Raw genomic sequence first — 19,903 nt, forward strand, 5'->3', positions numbered from 1 at the left:
TGTAACGCATACACGCGTTACACCCCTCATCTTCTGCCGGCAGACTTCGGTCTTATCCGAAACGACCAAGAATATAATCTTCCGTTGCCTGCTCTTTCGGTCGGCTAAAAATCTCTCGAGTATCACCGTACTCAATCAGTTTTCCAGGCTTACCAGTGCCAGCAATATTGAAGAATGCGGTCTTATCTGAAATACGTGACGCTTGGTGCATATTGTGGGTCACAATCACCACGGTATAGTCTTCTTTCAGTTCATTGATCAAATCTTCTACCGCCAAAGTAGAGATGGGGTCTAACGCAGAACAAGGTTCGTCCATCAAAATAACTTCAGGTTTGACGGCGATAGAACGAGCAATGCATAAACGTTGCTGCTGGCCGCCAGAAAGATCACCGCCTGGCTTATCAAGACGATCTTTGACTTCATTCCACAGGTTTGCACCTTTCAAAGAAGTCTCTACTAGCTCATCCGCATCACTCTTAGAAATCTTACGATTATTGAGCTTCACCCCAGCAAGAACGTTCTCGCGGATAGACATCGTCGGGAACGGATTAGGACGCTGGAAAACCATACCAATCTTCGCACGAACTGCTACAGGATCAACTCCCTTACCATACAGATCATGCCCATCAAGGCGAATACTTCCGGTAACGCGAGCGCCGGCAATAACTTCGTGCATACGGTTCAACGTACGTAAGAACGTTGACTTACCGCAACCAGAAGGCCCAATAAAAGCAGTGACCGAGCGCGGTTCAATCGTCATATTGACATCTTCTACAGCAAGAAAATCACCGTAGTATACGTTGAGGTTTTCAACATCGATTCGCTGAGACAAGAGAGTTTCCTTAACTATTGCGAGTGGGAGAGGAAAAGTATTATGAGCGGCTTGTCTTCGGGGCAAAAACCTTTGCCACCAGTCGAGCAGCTAGGTTCAACACCATGACAATGACGATAAGTACAAGAGCAGCTGACCACGCTCGACCTTCAGAAACGGCAGCAGCGGTTGGGCTAGTTGGTGTCATCAACTGGTAGTAGATGTATGTTGGCAATGTTGCCATCCACCCACCAAAAGCATTCCAGTTGATGGAGGTGACAAACCCTGCAGTTACAAGAATCGGGGCAGTCTCACCGATAACGCGCGCAATTGCAAGAGTCACACCAGAGGCGATACCAGAAATGGCAGTGGGAATAACAACTTTCATAATGGTGCGCCATTTACGAACGCCTAGCGCATATGCAGCTTCACGTAATTCGTTAGGAACAATACGAAGCATCTCTTCTGCGTTACGGACCACGGTAGGAACCATCAGAACTGATAAGGCTACAGCCGCAACAAAACCTGTTCTTTCAGAGGGGTTAGCTGTTGCGAAGGCGAAGAATGATGCCGCAAAAAGACCAGCCACAATTGATGGGATACCAGTCATCACATCGACGAAGAAAGTAATTGCTTTCGCAAGGACACCACCTTTGGCGTATTCCACAAGATAGATGGCAGTGAGCAGACCGACAGGAACCGACATCACTGTTGCAAGGAGAGTAATCTCTAATGTTCCTACTATCGCGTGGTAAATACCGCCGAGGACGGCGCCTTCACCGCTTAATGCAGCGTTATCGTGAACACCTGTTACGCCCTTCATCGAGGTGCTCAACAAATCAACCGATAAGTGAGGCAGACCTTTAGAAAGGACAACCCAAATCACCGAGGTCAGTGGGATAAGAGCACCGATAAAAGCTCCAAGAACTAGGAACCGTGCTAAAGAATCCACTCCACGGCGTCGCCCTTCAACCATTCCCGTCACTATCGGAGCAGCAATGATGAAAGTTACTGCGGAAAAGAGACCCCAGCTAACCCACGAAAACCCAACAACCGAAGCGAGCGCCGCTCCGAAGGTTACCGCTAGGGCAGCTACTGCGAGAGGCATCCAACGTGGTGCTCGTCGAACTCCAAAATAGTCAGATGATGATAATGCGATACTCATGAGTTATGCCTTCTTGCGGTAGCGACTGACGATAAGTCGTGCTGCGATATTGACGATGAGGGTGATGACGAAGAGCACCAAACCGGCAGCAATGAGTTCTGACATGCGTAAGCCATAAGCTTCAGGGAAGTTCAACGCAATTTCTGAGGCGAAGGTTTGGTTTCCGGAGGAGATAATGGAGGCGGTGAGTGGCCCTCCAGAGAGTACGAGGGTGACGGCCATGGTTTCGCCGAGTGCGCGTCCTAGTGCCAGCATGACGGAGGAGATAATTCCGGTTCGTGCAAAGGGAAGGACCGTCATACGAATCATTTCCCAGCGTGTTGCGCCTAACCCTAGCGCTGCTTCTTGTTGCAGTTTGGGGGTTTGGATGAAAAGTTCACGGCACATGGAGGTGATGATGGGCAGAATCATGATACCGAGGACGACTCCTGCGGTGAGGATGGTTTTACCTGTTTGTGAAGTGTTCCCTGCAAAGATGGGTAACCATCCCATGTGTGTTCCGAGCCAGTCGTAGATGGGTACGACTTGTGGTGCGAGCACCATAGCTCCCCATGCACCAAAGATGACGGAGGGGATTGCGGTGAGCAGGTCGATAAGGTAGCTGACCGGTTTCGCAATTTTCTTTGGTGCGTAGTGGGAGATGTAGAGGGCGATACCGATGCCCATGGGTGTTGCCAGAAGTAGCGCTATGGCGGAGGCGATAAGCGTTCCAACTGCTAGCGGGTAGATATAAGACCAGAAGCTGCCTTCGGTGAGTTCTGCTGCTGGGGCAGAGAAAACTGGGGCTGCTTGGATGATGAGGAATATCGCAACGGACGCAAGAACAGCGAGAATGAGGATTCCTGCACCGAGTGAAATTCCGGAGAAAATCTTGTCGGTGGCTGGGCTACCTGCATGTGTTGCCTGTGAGAACGGGTTGAGTGTTGCGCCGTTGGTGGGGCGTGAACCTTGAGGACGGTTTGTCTCGTTGTCTGGCTTTTCAGAATAGTGTGATTCTGTTGGCCCTGGAAGTGTGGACCGTATTTGGGTAGTCATGAATGCGCTCTATCTCGGTTCTGCGTTCGTTGCTGATATTTATTTCGCGACGGTGATGGAATCGACTGCTTTTTGTGCTTCTTCGCGTAGTGCTGGTGTGAGCGGCGCTGAAGATGCGGCGTTAGCAGCGTCTTGCTGTCCTTTTTCAGATACGACGTAGCTTTCGTATGCTTTGACGAGGTCTACGGTGTTCTGATCTTTATAGGTGGAGCAGACAATGTGGTATGAGACGAGCACGATGGGGTATGCGCCGCTTTCGTTGGGTGTACGGTTGATGTCGATGGACATGTCGTGTTCGTTCATGGAGCCAACTCGTTCAGAGATTTCTACCGTTTTAGCGGCAGATTCTGGGGAGAGTTTGACGTAATCTTCACCGGTTTTGACGGATACTGTTCCGAGGCTTCCGATGGCTGATGCGTCGGCGTAGGTGATGGCGCCTTCTGTTGCTACGGTGGTGGAGACGACACCGGAGGTGCCTTTATTTGCTTCACCGGCATATTCGGAAGGCCAGTTACCGTCAGCTTCTTTGCCCCATGCACCGTTTGAGGCAGCTTCGAGGTATTCGGTGAAGTTTTTGGTGGTGCCTGAGTCGTCAGAGCGGTGGACGACGGTGATGGTGGTGTCAGGAAGTTCGACACCGTTATTTTGGGAAGCGATGGCAGTATCGTTCCATTTGGTGATGTCGCCTTTGAAGATTTTTGCGATGGTTTCGCCGTCGAGTTTGAGTTCTTTGACGCCGGGTACGTTGAAGGCGATAGCGATAGGTGAGATGTATACGGGGATGTCGATGCCGCCGTCTGCACCGCAGACAGCTTTGGATGCTTCGTATTCTTCTTTGGACAGATGGGCGTCAGAGCCGGCGAAGTTTGCTGCTCCTGCAAGGAATGCTTTGCGTCCTGCACCGGAGCCGTCAGGAGAGTATTGTACGTTTGCGCCGCTGTGTTCTGTTGCGAAGCCACTTTCCCATGCGGTAATTGCTGCCTGCTGTGAGGATGCGCCGATACCGGTGAGGGTTCCGCTGATGTTGCTTTGGGTATCGGAGGATGAGTCGTTGGTGGTTGTTTTGACTGCGTTATCAGATCCGCAAGCAGAAAGAGCGAATAGTCCGATAAGGGCTAGGGAGCCTGCGCTTGCAAGAGCTTTTGCTTTCACGAATTGTCCTTTTCCGTATGTGAAGAAAATCTGAGATATTCTCTATCTCAGGTGTATGGGTAGACCGTTGAATGGGGTGTTGGTAGTTGTCCCATACAGGTGCAACTCTAGGAGTGGAAAGTTGCTCATAATAAACGCTTACGTGAACGGTTCCTTAACTCTGTGCTATTTTCTTGTTCTTTGTGTTGAGCGCCTACACTAGAGAGCATGGGAGTTTCACACGCGTGGTCGCGTCTTGTACAGAGTTTTTGTGACTGGTTTATGACTGGCATGAGAAGGGTTCGTGAGGGCTTTTTTCAGTCTCTTCAGATTGTTGCTTCTGGTATCGGTGCATATATTTTTGCTCAGCATGTTCTTGGGCATAGTGAACCAATTTTTGCTGCTACGGCGGCTATTGTTTCGTTGGGGTATGTGCGTGGTGCTACTCATGCGCGGAGGATGTTAGAAGTAACTATTGGTGTGACGTTGGGTGTCATTATTGGTGATGCGTTGATGTTGCTTCTGGGGCGTGGCATTTGGCAGGCTGCAGTAATTCTTCTGATTTCTATTTTGGTGGCACGTTTTCTTGACGATGGCATTATTTTTACGATTCAGATGGGTTTGCAGTCCTGTCTGGTAGTTTTGATGACGCCCACGGTTGAGGGTCCTTTTTTGAGGAGTCTTGACGCTATCGTGGGTGGTGCTTTTGCGTTTTTGATGATGTTCCTTTTCCCGAAGGATCCTCGGGTGTCTCCTCGTTGGAATTCTCAGAAGTTATTGGCAGCTTATAGTGATGTGCTCAAGGAATCTGCTGCTGCGATGGAGGCCTATGATTCTAAGGCTGCGTGGATGGCGTTGGCCAGTGCCCGTAATTTACAGCCGCTGTATGCGACAGCAGATGGCGAGGTGGTAACGGCTAAGGGTATGGCTCAGTTATCGTGGTTGGGCCGTAGCCATCGAAGTGAGTTGTTGGAGTTAGCTTCTACGTTGAATGCTGTTGATTTGGCGATTCGTAATACTCGTGTGTTGAACCGGCGTATGGCTTCTACGTTGGCTCATGTGCAGCTCTCTGAAAGTGCCATTATTTCTTTGACGACGGTGCTTTCTAAGTTGAGTGTTGCGGTGACCTTGTTAGGTGAGGCGGTTTCTCATCGTGAGGACCATATTCGTTCGGATCTTAAAGCTCAGACGGAACGTCATTTAGTGCGTATTGCTCAGCAGCTTGACCCTGTGCTGATGGGTGTTCGTACGTTGGAGGCGGAGTCTTTGGTGTTGATGGTTCGCCCTCTTGTGGTTGATTTGTTGGAGGCTACGGGGAAGTCTCATGATGAGGCGGTTCAGTGTTTGGTGCCGTTGACAGTTTCGATGACGGAGCATGCGCCACGTACTCAGCAGATTCCGGCAATTCCTCAAGATCCGCAAAAGCAGCGTGAACTTTTAGATCAGGCTCTTGAGCAGTCTGAGGATTCTTCTACTGGTGGTCGTGGTTTGTGCCCTGATGATACTCGTACGTTGAATATTGTGTTGCGTTCTCAGCTCAGAGGGGATCAGTAGTGCCATGTTGGTAGGCTGTATCTTGAGTTTTAGTGTGGAGGGTCGTTAATGAGTGCTCGTAAGTCTTCTCGTTCTGCGAATACGTATCGTTGTGCTGAGTGTGGTTGGACGACCGCTAAGTGGGTGGGGCGTTGTGGTCAGTGTCAGCTATGGGGAACGGTAGAAGAAATTCAGGGGGTGGCTGTTGCTAAGACTGCTCCTGCTTCTGCGGTAGCTCAGCCGGCTCGTCCTATTGGGTCGGTTGATTCTACGGTTGCTCAGTATATGCCGACGAGTAATCCTGAGTTTGATCGGGTGCTTGGTGGTGGTCTTGTCCCGGGCGCGGTCATTTTGATGGCTGGTGAGCCAGGTGTCGGTAAGTCCACGTTGTTACTTGATATTGCGGCTCGTTTTGCTCGTGGTACAGGTGCTGATGCGTCGCATCGGGTGTTGTATATTACCGGTGAGGAGTCAGCGGCTCAGGTGAAATTGCGTGCTGATCGTATTGGTGCGGTGGCAGATACGCTGTTTTTGACCGCTGAGACGGATTTGAGTGTAGCTTTGGCTCATGTTGAGCAGGTGAATCCGGCGCTCTTGATTGTTGATTCGGTGCAGACTCTTGCTTCTACTCAAGTAGAGGGAAGTGCCGGTGGTGTGACTCAGGTGCGTGAGGTTGCTGCTTCGTTGATTGCTGCAGCAAAGTCTCGAAATATGTGCACTCTTCTTGTGGGTCATGTGACGAAAGAGGGCACGATAGCTGGCCCACGTCTTTTAGAGCATTTAGTTGATGTCGTGTGCCAGTGTGAAGGTGATAAACATTCGCAGATTCGTCTTTTGCGTGCTGTTAAAAATCGTTTTGGCCCAACCGATGAGGTGGGTTGTTTTGATATGCATGAGGACGGGATTGCGCCTGTAACTGATCCGTCAGGGCTTTTTGTGTCGAGGACAGCGCACCCTGTATCTGGTACGTGCGTTACGGTAACTATGGAGGGGCGTCGCCCCTTGTTAGCGGAGATTCAGGCGCTATTAGATCAGTCTTCTACTGCCCAGCCAAGACGGACAACTTCTGGTCTTGATCATTCTCGTATTGCCATGCTTTTGGCTGTGCTTCAGAAGCGTGCAGGGTTTCATGTGGGTTCTTTAGATTGTTATATTTCAACCGTTGGTGGCGCAAAAATTGCTGAGCCAGCATCTGATTTAGCGGCGGTGATGGCGTTAGCGTCGGCTGCGCAAGATCAGCCTCTGCCGCGTAAGCTTGCTGTTTTTGGGGAGGTCGGGCTTGCTGGTGAGGTTCGCCCTGTTCCTGGTATTCGTCAGCGTATTGCTGAAGTTGCGCGCCTAGGTTTTACTCATGTTATTGTGCCGGCTTCTCCTGCGGGTGTGGGTGAGGTTCCTGCTGGTGTGAGCGTTCGTGAGGTTATTTCTTTGAATGAGGCTTTAACGTTGTTGTTCCCTGCTGAGAAGTCCTCTAAAACCTCCTAATTTAAGGTTTATGTTGTTACTGGCATAAGATAGTTTTGTGCAGTCTGTCTACAGTGAACGTCTTCTTAAAACTATTGCTCGTATTGCTCCTGGCACCGAGTTGCGTGAAGGGTTAGAGAGAATCCTTCGTGGTCGAACCGGCGCTCTCATTGTGCTCGGCAATGATAAGACGGTATCTCAAATATCTTCTGGTGGTTTTGCGATTCATACAGAGTTCTCTGCAACTCGGATTCGAGAGCTTGCAAAGATGGACGGCGCCATTATTTGTGACCGTGAGGCGACGCAGCTCATTCATGCTGGTGTTCAACTTTTACCTGACCCTAGTATTCCGACGCAGGAGTCTGGTACTCGTCATCGTACTGCTGAGCGTGTTGCAGTGCAGACGGGTTTTCCAGTGATTTCGGTGAGCGCGTCCATGTCTCTTATTTCGGTGTATGTGGATGGTATCCGTTATACGGTGGAAGATTCTCAGGTGTTAATGAGCCGAGCTAATCAAGCGATTCAGACGTTGGAGTCTTATACGAAGCGTTTAGAGCAAGTTCTTCAGTCGTTGTCTTCTTTTGAGATTGAGTCGAGTGTTACGGTTCGTGATGTTGCGGCTACTTTGCAACGGATGGAGATGGTTCGTCGTATTTGCACTGAAGTAGGGTTTTATGTGTTGGAGCTTGGTGTTAGTGGTCGTCTCATTGCGTTGCAATTAGAGGAGTTGACCCGTCCAGATACTCCCGATGCTCGAGTGATTCTTCGTGATTATTTGCCGGCAGAAGGCACCCCTCATAGTGAACAGGTCGATGTGGCTCTTAGCGGTTTATATTCTCTTGATGATAGAGAACTTGTTGATTTTTCGATGATTGCAGACGCTATCGGTTTAGATGGACAGAATTTAGATGTGCCGTTGTATCCGCGTGGGTATCGTCTGTTATCGGGTATTAAGTCTATGCCAGGGGCAGTTGCGTCTCGTATTGTTGAACAATTTGATGGTTTGCAGGGGTTGATGTCTGCTAGTCTCGACGATTTGCGTGCTGTTGATGGTATCGGTGAGCAGCGTGCTCGTGTGATTCGTGAGTCTCTTTCACGGATGGCAGAGGCATCTTTGCTTGAACAGTTCAGATAAAAATACAGCGTATTATTTTTCAGCGTTAAAGGTTGAGCGCCGACAGTGTAGAAAACACTGTCGGCGCTCAACGTTAAGTTTATGGTACTAGCCGGTGACGATGATACGAACAGGCTTGGAGTGTACGCCGTTTACGCTTGCAGTAGCCCAGTAGTGTCCAGGCTGAATGGTGCGTTTAGTGCCACAACCGAGGACGTTTAGGGAACGGTCCCAAGTAATCACCTTAGTATCGGTTGCACCAGCAGCGATTTCTGCTGGGTCAGCTGCAGCAGCGTTGCACTGTGCGTAGTTGTATACCTGAGCTGGACCAGAGATGATGTTGACATCGACGGTTCCGGCATTACCTCCAACAGCACAAGGAGTTCCGGCTGTGTTGGTATAAGTAACTGCCATAGCAGGGAACTGACCGGCACCGTAAGAATTCTTATCAACGGTTAAGGAAACAGCCATGTCTGCTGCGGAGCAAGCTGATACTACGGCAGGGCTTTGCTCTTCGGTAGGTTCAGCAGTAGCAGTCTCGGATGCAGTTGCATCTTCAGTGCGCTGTTCCTGAGTTGGTTCAGCTGCAGCAGTCTCTGCGGCTTCTGCAGATGCACTAGCTTGCGCGTCCTCTTCTTTTTTCTGCTCTTGAGCATTATCTGAAGCCTGCGCAGAAGCAGAATTATCTGCTTCGTCTTTATCTTTATTATCTTTGTCGCCGTCTTTATTGTCGGCGTGGGCAGACGCTGAAGCTCGGTCTGTAAAATCGCTAAAAGGAGCAGCTGAAGAACTGGACGCTGTTGCTTGTGAAGCAGAAGCGTCTGTGTTCTTAGATGAGCCGCTGAGCGCTCTCACAATAGACACAAAACCCCAGATAAGAAGGATCAGCACGAGAAGAAGTGCTAAGAGTGCAAAAATACGACGTCGGATGTACACCTGCTGTGTAGGCTCGTCGCCGTGTGGATCTTCGAAACCATTTTGAGACATATATCTAGAATAGCGTGTATTGTGCTAGTTTTCTGCCCCTATTGGCTATGGATATGTTAAATCCTTTATGGTGTTCTTGTGGCTTCTGAGCATTTTCATTCATCACCATCGGCACAAGAACTCGCCGTCATCCACCAAAACGTTATTTCGTGGTTTGAGAAGAACCAAAGAGACCTTCCCTGGCGTGCCCCTACACGCACGGGGTGGGAGGTGATGGTCAGTGAGTTCATGCTCCAACAAACCCCCGTCAAACGTGTGTTACCGGTCTGGGAATATTGGCTTGAACGGTGGAGTACGCCGGCTGCTCTTGCAGCAGAAGATTCTGCAACTATTCTTAGGGCATGGGGACGACTTGGGTATCCTCGGCGTGCTCTTCGTCTTCATGAGGCCGCAAAGACGATTGTTGAAAAACATTCTGGTATCGTCCCTCAAAGTTATGAGGAGTTAGTGGCGCTACCCGGTGTTGGCTCATATACGGCTGCTGCTATTAGTGTTTTTGCCTTTGGTGGCAGAGCAACAGTTATCGACACTAATATTCGACGAGTTCATAGCAGACTTATTTTGGCGAAAGCCTTACCGGGTAAATCTTTAACTGCAGCACAAACTCGATTAGCGCAGTCACTCATGCCAGAGTCTTTAGAAGATTCTGTTCAATGGAATGCGGCAACAATGGAGCTTGGTGCTCTTATCTGCACTGCACGTACCCCACAATGTCAGGCATGTCCGGTACAGGAGCATTGTGCGTGGGTTCGTGAAGGAAAACCTCCAGCAGATTACACCCCTAAAGGGCAGTCTTGGCACGGCACAGACCGTCAGCTTCGAGGTGCTATTATGGCGGTTTTGCGTCAGGCTCTCACACCTGTGCCACCAGAAATGTTTTTCGACGCTCATACGGTAAATCATCGCCCAGATATTTCTGAGGAGCTAACGCATTTACATCAGCTCAATAGTCCTTTTGAGCAGAAAGAGCGGTGTTTATCTACGCTAGTTCATGACGGGTTAGCTCAAAGAACTTCATCGGGTTTGAGCCTTTAAAGAGTGAGGTGTTTTCTCTACTGGAATGTTCAGGGGACGGGAACTAAACCGATGCGAGTCGTTGCGTGAGCGCATAGCCGAAAATAGGCGCAAGGGCGGGAACTAAAAACCTCCCTCCCCCACACAGGGGGGAGGGAGGTTTACTAGTCATTGACGACCTCTATAAGTTTCTTGAGAGTTGAGGTGCTCCCAGGAGTGCCTTTACTCTTCTGTTTCGGAGCTTTGAGCGTGCTCAACGATTTCTTCAGCTTCTTCTTCTGCCTCGTGGGCGGAGAAGTCTACTGAGTCCTCAGATAATTCGCTCATCGTGACGGAAGAGAACACAAATTTTGCGAGGTCTCCTTCGCCCACCGTATCGACCGTGATTTTTTCTCCCGGTTTGATCTCTCCAAAAAGAATCTTTTCGGATAGAACATCTTCAATGTTTCGTTGCATTTCACGGCGGAGTGGGCGTGCACCCATCGCAGGATCATATCCCTTTGTTGCCATCAGAATCTTGGCAGAGTTTGTGAGTTCAATGCTCATATCCTGCTCCGCAAGACGCTGAGCTAAACGACCAGTGAACAGGTCCACAATCTGCAAGATTTCAGTCTCAGAAAGCTGCGGGAAGACGACGATATCATCAACACGGTTCAAGAATTCTGGACGGAAATGCTCTTTGAGGCTTTCCATCACGCGTGCTTGCATCCGCTCGTAGTCACCTTCAACGTCTCCAACGCTTTGGAAACCGACAGGTACTTTACGTGCCATATCACGAGAACCAAGGTTAGTGGTCATGATGATGACGGTGTTTTTGAAGTCGACGACACGTCCTTGAGAGTCGGTGAGGCGTCCATCTTCAAGGATTTGTAGAAGTGAGTTGAAGAGGTCGGCGTGAGCTTTTTCTACCTCGTCAAAGAGTACGACGGAGAAGGGTTTGCGTCGTACTTTCTCGGTGAGCTGTCCGCCTTCTTCAAAGCCCACATATCCGGGAGGTGCGCCGAAGAGACGAGAAACGGTGTGCTTCTCTTGGTACTCTGACATGTCCAAGGTAATGAGGGCAGATTCATCACCAAAGAGGAACTCAGCAAGCGCTTTAGCAAGCTCGGTTTTACCAACGCCGGTAGGTCCAGCAAAAATGAAAGAGCCACCAGGACGGTTGGGGTCTTTGAGTCCAGCACGAGTTCGACGAATAGAACGAGAAAGAGCTTTAATAGCGTTCTTTTGTCCGACAACTCGTTTGTGGAGTTCATCTTCCATGGTGAGTAGACGGCTGGTCTCTTCTTCGGTGATTTTGTAGACCGGAACACCCGTTGCGTAGGCAAGAACTTCAGAAATCACGTCAGGAGTGACTTCACCGAATTCGTCTCCGCCTTCGCGCCACTTCTTCTCTGCCTCATCTTTTTTCTCGATGAGTTGTTGTTCGCGGTCGCGAATTTCTGCTGCCTCTTCAAATTCAGAAGCAGCAATAGCAGCTTCTTTTTCTGTTTTAAGCTGGGCGATACGTTCTTCGAGATCTTTGATTTCAGGTGGTGCTGTCATGCGTTTGATGCGTAGACGTGCGCCCGCTTCGTCGATGAGGTCTACTGCCTTATCGGGGAGGAAACGGTCAGAGATGTACCGTGCAGACAGGTTTACCGCTGATTCGATGGCTTCATCTGAGATGGTCACGCGGTGGTACGCTTCATACTTGTCGCGCACGCCTTTGAGAATTTCAATAGCCAGAGCTTGTGAAGGTTCATCGACCTGAATAGGTTGGAAGCGACGTTCTAAGGCCGCATCTTTTTCGATGTGTTTACGGTACTCATCCAAGGTGGTTGCGCCGATAGTTTGCAGTTCGCCGCGAGCAAGCATGGGCTTGAGGATTGAGGCTGCGTCGATGGCGCCTTCTGCTGCACCAGCACCAACGAGGGTGTGGATTTCGTCGATGAAGAGGATGATGTCGCCACGGGTGCGAATTTCTTTGAGAACTTTTTTAAGCCGTTCTTCGAAGTCTCCGCGATAGCGTGAGCCAGCGACGAGTGAGCCGAGGTCGAGTGAGTAGAGGTGCTTATCTTTGAGTGTTTCGGGAACGTCGCCGTGCACAATTGCTTGAGCGAGCCCTTCGACGACGGCAGTTTTACCAACGCCTGGTTCGCCGATGAGCACGGGGTTGTTCTTGGTGCGGCGCGAGAGAATCTGCATGACGCGTTCCATCTCGCGGTGTCTGCCGATGACCGGATCCATTTTGCCTTCGCGGGCTGCGGCAGTGAGATTGCGTCCGAATTGGTCGAGGATGGCAGAACCAGCAGGCGCGCCTTCTTTGGAGTTTCCAGCACCAACACCGGCAGTTTCTTTGCCTTCGTTGTTTCCGGAGTATCCTGCGATCAAGTCGGTGACGGTTTGACGAACTTTAGCACCGTCTACACCGAGCTTGGTGAGAACCTGATTTGCAACACCCTCATCGGCGCGTACGAGCCCTAAGAGGATATGTTCGGTGCCGATATAGCCGTGGTTGAGTTGGATAGCTTCACGCATCGAAAGTTCTAGAACTTTCTTTGCCCGCGGGGTAAAAGGAATATGGCCTGATGGCGCTTGAGCACCGGGGCCGATGATGTCTTGAACTTGCTCTCGAACACTCGAGAGGTTTACTCCTAAGGATTCTAATGCACGAGCGGCGATACCTTCACCCTCGTGGATGAGACCCAATAGGATGTGTTCGGTGCCGATATAGTTGTGGTTTAGCATGCGCGCTTCTTCTTGCGCTAGAACCACTACGCGCCGAGCACGGTCGGTAAATCGTTCAAACATTGAACACTCCTCACAAAATCTTACGTTATGCAAAACATTACGCGTATTTTTGTTCTTTCTGGGGGCTGTTCGCATGCGGTGAAAAGATAAGTAGTTAAACGCCCCCCCTCTTAGGAGTCTTTAGACCCTGTTTGAGGTGTTCACTTACCACGTTCGGTGTTGGTAAGTTATTTATGGGCAGACTTACTATTTTTGTTAAAAAAGAAAATGAATGGCGTTGACAACATTCAGAAGAATTTAGTTTCTTTAAAAACTATTAAGATAAGAAAGCTTATAAAATACAGCAGTGGGAAATATGCTGATATATCAATAGATACATATCCCCTAAAGTGTGGACTAAGAATAACTTTATACATTTCTCAAGAAATATATAAACGCCTTAAAGAGTTTGGGGCTTTCCACACGGAAAGCCCCAAACTCTTTAAAATCAGGTAAAAGATAGCAGGTTCTTAGAAATCGCCCTTAGTCTTCTGCTGGGCATAATATTTATCCTGAATATCCTGATGGATACGACCACGGTCAGAAACCTCATAACCGTTATCTTTAGCCCATTGACGGATAGCAGCAGTTTCAGGATTACGCTTGGGCGCAGAAACAGAACGTGAACCCGCAGGACGACCAGGAGTGCGCGAACCTTGCACACGACGCGCCTTTGCAGCAAAAGGACGCACAGCATCACGCAAACGAGCAGCATTTGCGCTAGACAAGTCAATTTCGTACTGGCCACCATCAAGACCAAAACGCACAGTCTCTTCTGCGGGACCGCCGTCGAGGTCATCTTCAAGAATAATCTTTACCTTTTGAGCCATTACGTTTCTCCTGAGTTATCTAAACCGTAGCAAAGGACACCACTTAGAACAAAGAAAGAATTATTCTTCTCATTCTAAGAAACAGAATCCATATATATTTATATACTATATATCCCTTAGAAGAATAGCAATAAATACGAATAAGGTAAAAATAAATAGTGAAAAAACACTATTTTTATTTAACCTCAGTATCTTTTGACTGCTCTGAACCAAAAGGATCACGAGTACCCTTTGAACTCTTCACATTCTCGTACCACTGCTTTGCGTCTTCTTCAATCCCACGTGCAGTAGCTCGCTCCGTCCTATCAGCACGAGTAATCCAACGCAAAATAAAAAAGAGAACAATACCCGCCCCTAAAGAAGGCATAATCGCAATAAGATAATCCATCACCGAACTCATTTCCTCATGAAAACTTTTCTCTAGAATAACGTGCTTATACAAAAACGTTGCCCACAGGAACTCCTGCAGGCAACGCTTTCACACAAATTTAATCAGCTTCTGGCTTCATCAACGGGAACAAAATAGTGTCTCGAATACCAACATTCGTAAAGAGCATGATCAGACGATCCACACCAAGACCAATACCGCCCATTGGAGGAGCACCATACTCAAGAGCACGCAAGAAATCTTCATCTAACTGCATCGCTTCATCATCTCCACCAGCAGCAAGAAGAGATTGCTCCGTCAAACGCTCACGCTGAATCACCGGATCAATAAGCTCCGAGAAAGCAGTGCCACGTTCCATGCCACCAATAATCAAGTCCCAAGCCTCAATCAGACCCGGCTTATCACGGTGAGGACGAGCCAAGGGCTGAGCCGACGGAGGATAATCATACACAAAAGTAGGATTGAGCAACGTCGGTTCAACAATTTCACCAAAGAGCTCCACCACAAGTTTTTCAGCATCCCACTGAGGGTCTACGGAGATATCGTGCTTCTGAGCAATATCGCGAAGTACCTGAGCGGGAGTCTCCGGAGTAATCTCTACCCCAACAGCCTCAGACAGACCAGGATAGACTGCAACCCACTTCCATTCACCGCTTAAGTCAATAGTGCCTTTATCAGTTTCAATCTGGTAAATGCCTACAGCCTCAGCACAAGCCAAAATAATCTCACGCATACGCTCAGCCATCACAAACTGATCAGCATACGCTTCGTAGCATTCTAACGTTGTGAACTCTGGGCTGTGAGTAGAATCGACACCCTCATTACGGAAAACGCGCCCGATCTCATATACGCGCTCAATACCGCCAACCTGCGCACGTTTTAAGAAAAGCTCGGTAGCGATACGCAACGTCATATCTTGGTCAAACGCGTTCAGGTGTGTACCAAACGGACGCGCCGCAGCACCACCATGAATCAGCTGCAAGATAGGAGTCTCAACCTCAATATAGCCGTGCCCGTTTAGAACATCACGAATAGTTTGAGTAATTTTTGCACGCTTAATCACAAGCTCACGAGCCTCATCACGAACCATCAAATCGAGGTAACGCTGACGGACACGAGTCTCATCATTCAGTTCCTTATGCAACGTGGGCATAGGGCGTAATGCTTTAGAAGCCATCTGCCAAGAATCAGCCATCACAGAAAGTTCACCGCGACGAGAAGAAATCACTTCACCATGAACAAAAACGTGGTCGCCAAGATCAACTAAAGCCTTCCAATCAGCAAGGGCTTCTTCGCCTACACCGGCAAGAGAAATCATCGCCTGAATACGAGTACCGTTACCCTGCTGTAAACTTGCAAAGCACAGCTTACCGGTATTACGCACAAACACGACACGCCCAGCAATACCCACAATATCGCCGGTAGTATCCTCAGCATTAAGCACACCGTCGTATTTTTCGCGGATAGCCTCAATAGTGGTCGTTACAGGCACACCCACGGGGTATGCTTCACGTCCTGAAGCAAGGATATCTGCACGTTTGCCCAAACGAATCTGCATCTGTTCAGACATATCTGCAATAACTGGCATTTCTGAAGAAACGCCCTTCTGATGATTAGTCACGTAAAAAACCTAACGTCTTTGAATATATAGCGGAAAAATTAGTTTAATTCCATGTTGTCAATGAGACGAGTCTGCCCCACATAGGCTGCCACGAGAGCCAAGACCTTTGATGAATCAGCTGCCGGAGGCTCAAAGGTTTCTGAATCAATTACTTCAAGATAATCTAAGCGCACACCTTCAACAGCGTCAATGCGTTCGCGAGCAGCGCTAATATCATCTTCAGTGAGCCCACGAGTAATCTGCTGTTCTCGAAGCATCGCTAATGTACGCGATAACACCAGCGCACGCTCACGATCTTCAGCACTCAAATATTGATTGCGAGAAGAAAGAGCTAAACCGTCATCAGCACGCACAATAGGCACCGGCTTAATCACAATATCGTGGTTAAAATCCTGAACCATACGCTGAATCAACGACACCTGTTGTGCGTCTTTACGACCAAAATACGCGTTGACAACATGATGACGAGCACCAGATTTAAGAATGTTAAAGAACTTATTGACAACCGTCAAAGCACCATCAAAATGCCCAGGACGTGTCTTACCTTCAAAAAGATTTCCGAGCTTCCCTGAAGACACCGTAATCAAAGGGGTGCCAGAAGGATACATTTGGTCGTTATCTGGGGCAAAAACAATATCGGCACCAGCTTCTTGAGCAACCTGAACATCTGATTCAAGGGTGCGTGGATATTTCTCGTAGTCTTCGCCAGGGCCAAACTGTAAAGGATTGACAAAGACTGAGACCACAACAACATCATTTTGTTCGCGAGCGCGACGGATGAGCGTGGCGTGTCCTTCATGTAATGCGCCCATGGTTGCCACATAACCCAATGTTACGGGTGTTGCGGGTTGTTCTTCTGTTGCCTGCTGGTGAGCTTGTTCTTGGGCTCGTTCAAGTGCTGAACTGACGCTTTGGCGAAGTTCATCAACAGAACGAATAATTATTGGACTACTCGTCACGGGGTGAAAGATCCTTTCATCATGTGCACTAAAACGTTAGCGTTGTAAGGCGTCTAGGACGCGTTCAAGCTGTTCATCATTCAATGCGCCTCGCGCGTGAGCTCTCTGCGCGGTGGCTTGAGCTAACGCTATGTACGCTATTGAGATATCTTCAGAGTTCTCTTCTTGTGCATACTGGCTAAGTTCTTGTGCGTGTGTGTGTACCGTCTGGATATCGGCTCGAGCTACTGGTCCTGTGAGCATATTTTCGCCAGAAGATAACACGTTATCTAACGCTGCTTGAAGGAGCGGACGTAAATAGTGTGCAGGTTGGGGAACCCCAATAGATTCGAGAATTTGTAGTGATTGTCCAGTAATGGTCACAAGGTGGTTTGCCACATGTGCCAATGCCGCGTGGTACAGTCCACGGTCTGTTTCTGCAATAGTTACCGGTTCAGCACCCATCTCAACGCTTAGTGCCTGAGCAATAGGTAGAAATGGTGCCGGCCCAGTTACGGCGCAACAAGTATCTTGTAAACGCGCTAGGTCCAGAGATAACCCAGTGAAGGTCATGGCCGGGTGAATTGCTAAACAAATTGCACCTTGTGCGGCAGCTGGTTCAAGAACCGAAATGCCGTGCATACCGGAGGTATGAAAAACGATTTGTCCGTTTTTCCAACCGACAGTATGCGCTATTCCTTCAACAACGGAAGTAATAGTATCATCAGGTACAGCAAGTAATACGACTTCAGCTTCTTGCACAATATCGGGGATGCTGCGAAGAGGAACGCCAGGTAGTAGCATCTCAGCACGTTCGCGAGAAGCCTCTGAGATGGCGTGTACCCCGACGATGGTATGTTGAGCGGCCCGTAGGGCGGCGCCGAGGACGGCACCTACCTTACCGGCAGATATCACACCAATTTTCATGCGGGCTGGTTGTGTAAAACTCACGGGTAACAGCTTACCCTAGTTGTTTCCTTAGATTCTGCCCTTATGCACACTTATCGGTAGACGTCACGATGAGTTTGCACAATTCTTTGGGCATCTTCGGCATGAATGTTCTTATTTGTGGCGGAAATAGGGCCCACAATAGTCCAAATGTTAACTGTGCGTGCCCCGTAATGTCGTTCTAAAGGTGAAGAGCGCACATCAACAGATTGGATAAACTGGTAGGGGATGATGGAAAGCTTGTAGTACAAGACACCGTCACGAAGGATGAAATATTTATCGGTGAGGGTAAACCCTGCACGGCGGTACGATAGTGGACGTAGCCACCGGAGTTTTGCTACACGAGGACGAAAACCAGCCTCAGTACCTCGAGTTCCATGAGCGTAGAGAAGCCATCGGCCTGTTACCCGTTCCTCATGGACGGGGAGAACCATGTCTAAGATTTTTTCGAGTTCTTCACCTGTTGCAAGAACAACTAATTCTTCCGTAATTTTTTTATCGTTCATCATGTCTTTGATGCCGTAGCCGGCGACGTTGATTACGACTTTGTACCAGTTCAAAGATCGCCAGAGAACGCTCTGATTAATCTGTAGCCCTTGGATTCTTGATACGGGTACGCTCTGGGTCACGGTATCGAATAGTCCATAACGAATTTTAAGACCTTCAGGAGTATCTGCAATACGGAAATTATAGCGGCGGGCAAAAGTGTTAAATAGAGAGCTCGCAAAACCAAACAAAATGATGATGGACGTAATACTTGAGAAGAAGCCTACACCCACTTCTCGCAAAGTAACCACTATGAAAATGAGAAAAAGCAAAAGCTGGAATAGCACTTTCACGTCCAACAATAATGACGCGACAAGACGCTTGGGCGGAACTCTTAGAAGCTCTTGTTCTGAAGAATCCTCAACTGCCGTAGGCGTTGGGAGATTCTCCTGCTGTAAAAATTGTTGCAGTTTCTCTTCTTCCGAGAGCACTACGGTAGGTACGTCTTCTGATTCTTCTCGTGTGGGCGCAGCATGCTGAGACTGCTTAACGTCCGTTATTCTTTGGAGCAAAGTCGAACGTAATTGTTGAGCATGTTGGTGTTTGAGGAATTTAATCGAAAGAGCACTACCGTCTCCGTCCGCTACGTCAACTGTCATTTCTGATAGACCAAAAAGACGAGCGAGGAATGGGGACGTAATATCGATGGACTGAATTTTGTTGATATTTGCTTTACGGTTCTTTTTGACGAGAAGAACCCCCGTTTTAAGGTGAAAGAATTTTTCTCCAACAGCAAAGAATGTAAAGAACCAGCCAAGATACGTTACCCCATAATAAATCACCACAGATAACAGTGCCGGAACAAAAATTTTAGGGGTTGAAGTAATGAAAGTTAAAAAGTCTCGTAGAGACTCAAGCAAAGAAGTATCTGACTCTAAAAACCCCGATTCGAAGAGTTCTTTACCGGTAATCCATACGATCCACGCAAGAATAAACCAGCTTGAGGCAAGAGGACTCAGCGGGTGGGCACGTTTCCAATGAAGTTCTTCATCTGGTACTTGTTCGCTATTTTGAGGTTCGTCATGTGTGTTGTTCTTGGCATCATCGTGTCCAAGAGAAAAATTATGTTCTTGTGGTGTTTCGCTCATCGTTACTTCACCATCTGTTCTACGCCGTCTTGAGTCAGAATCTCTCGTATTTTTTCAGCTTCAGGTTGAGGAAGCCCCGGGATTTTTGCCTCTGTTCCAACAGAAGCTGTATGAAGCTCTAGAGAAGCGAGTTTAAAGATTCCTGACACGAGGCCAGAGGTAACGTCTACGTATTGCAAACGCCCATAAGGAACAGAGATGACTTTTCGCATCAAGATTCCTCGGGTGATAACGAGATGGCGTTCATCAAGGTGATACCCAATAGATTTGACGTAGCGAGGTGCCAGCAGAAGGTATGTCAGTTGTCCGAGGAAGAGAACGCCTAGGACTCCCAGAATAATAGGAAGTTTGAGGCCAGAGGAGAAGAACTCGTCTTCACGAAACATCCAGACAAGACCTGCGACACTCATGATGACCAGCAGGAAGATGGCCCTATTGATAAGGACAATCTTCACATAAGAGGGTGATACTCGTATCCACGGCCGCTGCTCAATATCTCCTATTGTTGAGTTCTGTTGAGTCAT

Annotated in this window: 17 protein-coding genes; 4 read left to right on the forward strand and 13 right to left on the reverse strand. The window is 48.6% G+C overall.

The features are described 5' to 3' along the window. Nucleotides 1–52: 52 nt before the first annotated feature. The 4 genes from pstB to pstS are packed head-to-tail and all read right to left on the reverse strand — an operon-like array spanning nt 53 to nt 4,163. Nucleotides 53–832 (reverse strand): phosphate ABC transporter ATP-binding protein PstB, encoded by a 780-nt coding sequence (gene pstB, locus ACN08Z_RS03055; RefSeq protein WP_419103132.1) that lies wholly within the window; start codon nt 830–832, stop codon nt 53–55. 40 nt (nt 833–872) lie between these two features. Further along, nucleotides 873–1,976 (reverse strand): phosphate ABC transporter permease PstA, encoded by a 1,104-nt coding sequence (gene pstA, locus ACN08Z_RS03060; protein ID WP_419103133.1) that lies wholly within the window; start codon nt 1,974–1,976, stop codon nt 873–875. A 3-nt stretch (nt 1,977–1,979) separates the two neighbouring features. Continuing rightward, the gene (gene pstC, locus ACN08Z_RS03065; protein WP_419103134.1) at nt 1,980–3,011 is read right to left on the reverse strand and encodes a phosphate ABC transporter permease subunit PstC; all 1,032 of its coding nucleotides are present in this window, start codon (nt 3,009–3,011) and stop codon (nt 1,980–1,982) included. 39 nt (nt 3,012–3,050) lie between these two features. After that, entirely contained in the window at nt 3,051–4,163 is a 1,113-nt protein-coding gene (gene pstS, locus ACN08Z_RS03070; protein ID WP_419103135.1) for a phosphate ABC transporter substrate-binding protein PstS, read from the reverse strand. Nucleotides 4,164–4,370: 207 nt separating this feature from the next. On the opposite strand from pstS, the gene ACN08Z_RS03075 reads away from it, so the two are divergent. From ACN08Z_RS03075 to disA, 3 genes are read left to right on the forward strand one after another with little or no spacing between them, the layout of a single operon-like run. Further along, nucleotides 4,371–5,696 (forward strand): FUSC family protein, encoded by a 1,326-nt coding sequence (locus ACN08Z_RS03075; RefSeq protein WP_419103136.1) that lies wholly within the window; start codon nt 4,371–4,373, stop codon nt 5,694–5,696. A gap of 48 nt (nt 5,697–5,744) precedes the next feature. Then, nucleotides 5,745–7,157: a DNA repair protein RadA gene (gene radA, locus ACN08Z_RS03080; RefSeq protein ID WP_419103137.1), complete on the forward strand. Its 1,413-nt coding sequence runs from the start codon at nt 5,745–5,747 to the stop codon at nt 7,155–7,157. A 37-nt stretch (nt 7,158–7,194) separates the two neighbouring features. Next, a complete protein-coding gene (disA, locus tag ACN08Z_RS03085; protein ID WP_419103138.1) occupies nt 7,195–8,271 on the forward strand; it encodes a DNA integrity scanning diadenylate cyclase DisA in 1,077 nt (358 codons plus the stop codon). Between the two features lie 87 nt (nt 8,272–8,358). Here the strand turns inward: disA and ACN08Z_RS03090 are convergent, their stop codons facing one another. Further along, complete coding sequence (locus ACN08Z_RS03090; RefSeq protein ID WP_419103139.1) at nt 8,359–9,237, reverse strand: hypothetical protein; 879 nt, start codon at nt 9,235–9,237, stop codon at nt 8,359–8,361. 78 nt (nt 9,238–9,315) lie between these two features. On the opposite strand from ACN08Z_RS03090, the gene ACN08Z_RS03095 reads away from it, so the two are divergent. Continuing rightward, on the forward strand, nt 9,316–10,272 hold the full coding sequence (locus tag ACN08Z_RS03095; protein WP_419103140.1) for an A/G-specific adenine glycosylase: 957 nt from the start codon (nt 9,316–9,318) through the stop codon (nt 10,270–10,272). 201 nt (nt 10,273–10,473) lie between these two features. Here the strand turns inward: ACN08Z_RS03095 and ACN08Z_RS03100 are convergent, their stop codons facing one another. The 8 genes from ACN08Z_RS03100 to ACN08Z_RS03135 all read right to left on the reverse strand — a co-directional run bounded on the left by ACN08Z_RS03100 (nt 10,474) and on the right by ACN08Z_RS03135 (nt 19,903). Continuing rightward, nucleotides 10,474–13,041, reverse strand: a complete 2,568-nt coding sequence (locus ACN08Z_RS03100) for an ATP-dependent Clp protease ATP-binding subunit (protein ID WP_419103141.1) — start codon at nt 13,039–13,041, stop codon at nt 10,474–10,476. 449 nt (nt 13,042–13,490) lie between these two features. Continuing rightward, entirely contained in the window at nt 13,491–13,850 is a 360-nt protein-coding gene (locus tag ACN08Z_RS03105) for a histone-like nucleoid-structuring protein Lsr2 (protein ID WP_419103142.1), read from the reverse strand. A 175-nt stretch (nt 13,851–14,025) separates the two neighbouring features. Then, nucleotides 14,026–14,238: a hypothetical protein gene (locus ACN08Z_RS03110; protein WP_419103219.1), complete on the reverse strand. Its 213-nt coding sequence runs from the start codon at nt 14,236–14,238 to the stop codon at nt 14,026–14,028. A gap of 100 nt (nt 14,239–14,338) precedes the next feature. Continuing rightward, complete coding sequence (gene lysS, locus ACN08Z_RS03115; RefSeq protein WP_419103220.1) at nt 14,339–15,826, reverse strand: lysine--tRNA ligase; 1,488 nt, start codon at nt 15,824–15,826, stop codon at nt 14,339–14,341. Between the two features lie 71 nt (nt 15,827–15,897). Further along, a complete protein-coding gene (panC, locus tag ACN08Z_RS03120; RefSeq protein WP_419103143.1) occupies nt 15,898–16,818 on the reverse strand; it encodes a pantoate--beta-alanine ligase in 921 nt (306 codons plus the stop codon). Between the two features lie 36 nt (nt 16,819–16,854). Beyond that, a complete protein-coding gene (locus ACN08Z_RS03125; RefSeq protein WP_419103144.1) occupies nt 16,855–17,748 on the reverse strand; it encodes a Rossmann-like and DUF2520 domain-containing protein in 894 nt (297 codons plus the stop codon). Nucleotides 17,749–17,798: 50 nt separating this feature from the next. Further along, nucleotides 17,799–19,379, reverse strand: a complete 1,581-nt coding sequence (locus tag ACN08Z_RS03130; protein WP_419103145.1) for a PH domain-containing protein — start codon at nt 19,377–19,379, stop codon at nt 17,799–17,801. Nucleotides 19,380–19,381: 2 nt separating this feature from the next. After that, nucleotides 19,382–19,903, reverse strand: a complete 522-nt coding sequence (locus ACN08Z_RS03135) for a PH domain-containing protein (protein ID WP_419103146.1) — start codon at nt 19,901–19,903, stop codon at nt 19,382–19,384.

The sequence above is a fragment of the Rothia sp. P7181 genome, assembly GCF_048513015.1.
GTDB lineage: Bacteria > Actinomycetota > Actinomycetes > Actinomycetales > Micrococcaceae > Rothia.

Excerpts from the sequence above, each read along its gene's own strand:
- ACN08Z_RS03090 (WP_419103139.1), bottom strand. The coding sequence starts at position 9,237 with ATGTCTCAAAATGGTTTCGAAGATCCACACGGCGACGAGCCTACACAG.
- ACN08Z_RS03135 (WP_419103146.1), bottom strand. The coding sequence starts at position 19,903 with ATGACTCAACAGAACTCAACAATAGGAGATATTGAGCAGCGGCCGTGG.
- ACN08Z_RS03105 (WP_419103142.1), bottom strand. The coding sequence starts at position 13,850 with ATGGCTCAAAAGGTAAAGATTATTCTTGAAGATGACCTCGACGGCGGT.
- lysS (WP_419103220.1), bottom strand. The coding sequence starts at position 15,826 with ATGCCAGTTATTGCAGATATGTCTGAACAGATGCAGATTCGTTTGGGC.
- radA (WP_419103137.1), top strand. The coding sequence starts at position 5,745 with ATGAGTGCTCGTAAGTCTTCTCGTTCTGCGAATACGTATCGTTGTGCT.
- ACN08Z_RS03075 (WP_419103136.1), top strand. The coding sequence starts at position 4,371 with ATGGGAGTTTCACACGCGTGGTCGCGTCTTGTACAGAGTTTTTGTGAC.
- pstA (WP_419103133.1), bottom strand. The coding sequence starts at position 1,976 with ATGAGTATCGCATTATCATCATCTGACTATTTTGGAGTTCGACGAGCA.
- ACN08Z_RS03110 (WP_419103219.1), bottom strand. The coding sequence starts at position 14,238 with ATGGATTATCTTATTGCGATTATGCCTTCTTTAGGGGCGGGTATTGTT.
- ACN08Z_RS03130 (WP_419103145.1), bottom strand. The coding sequence starts at position 19,379 with ATGAGCGAAACACCACAAGAACATAATTTTTCTCTTGGACACGATGAT.
- ACN08Z_RS03100 (WP_419103141.1), bottom strand. The coding sequence starts at position 13,041 with ATGTTTGAACGATTTACCGACCGTGCTCGGCGCGTAGTGGTTCTAGCG.
- pstC (WP_419103134.1), bottom strand. The coding sequence starts at position 3,011 with ATGACTACCCAAATACGGTCCACACTTCCAGGGCCAACAGAATCACAC.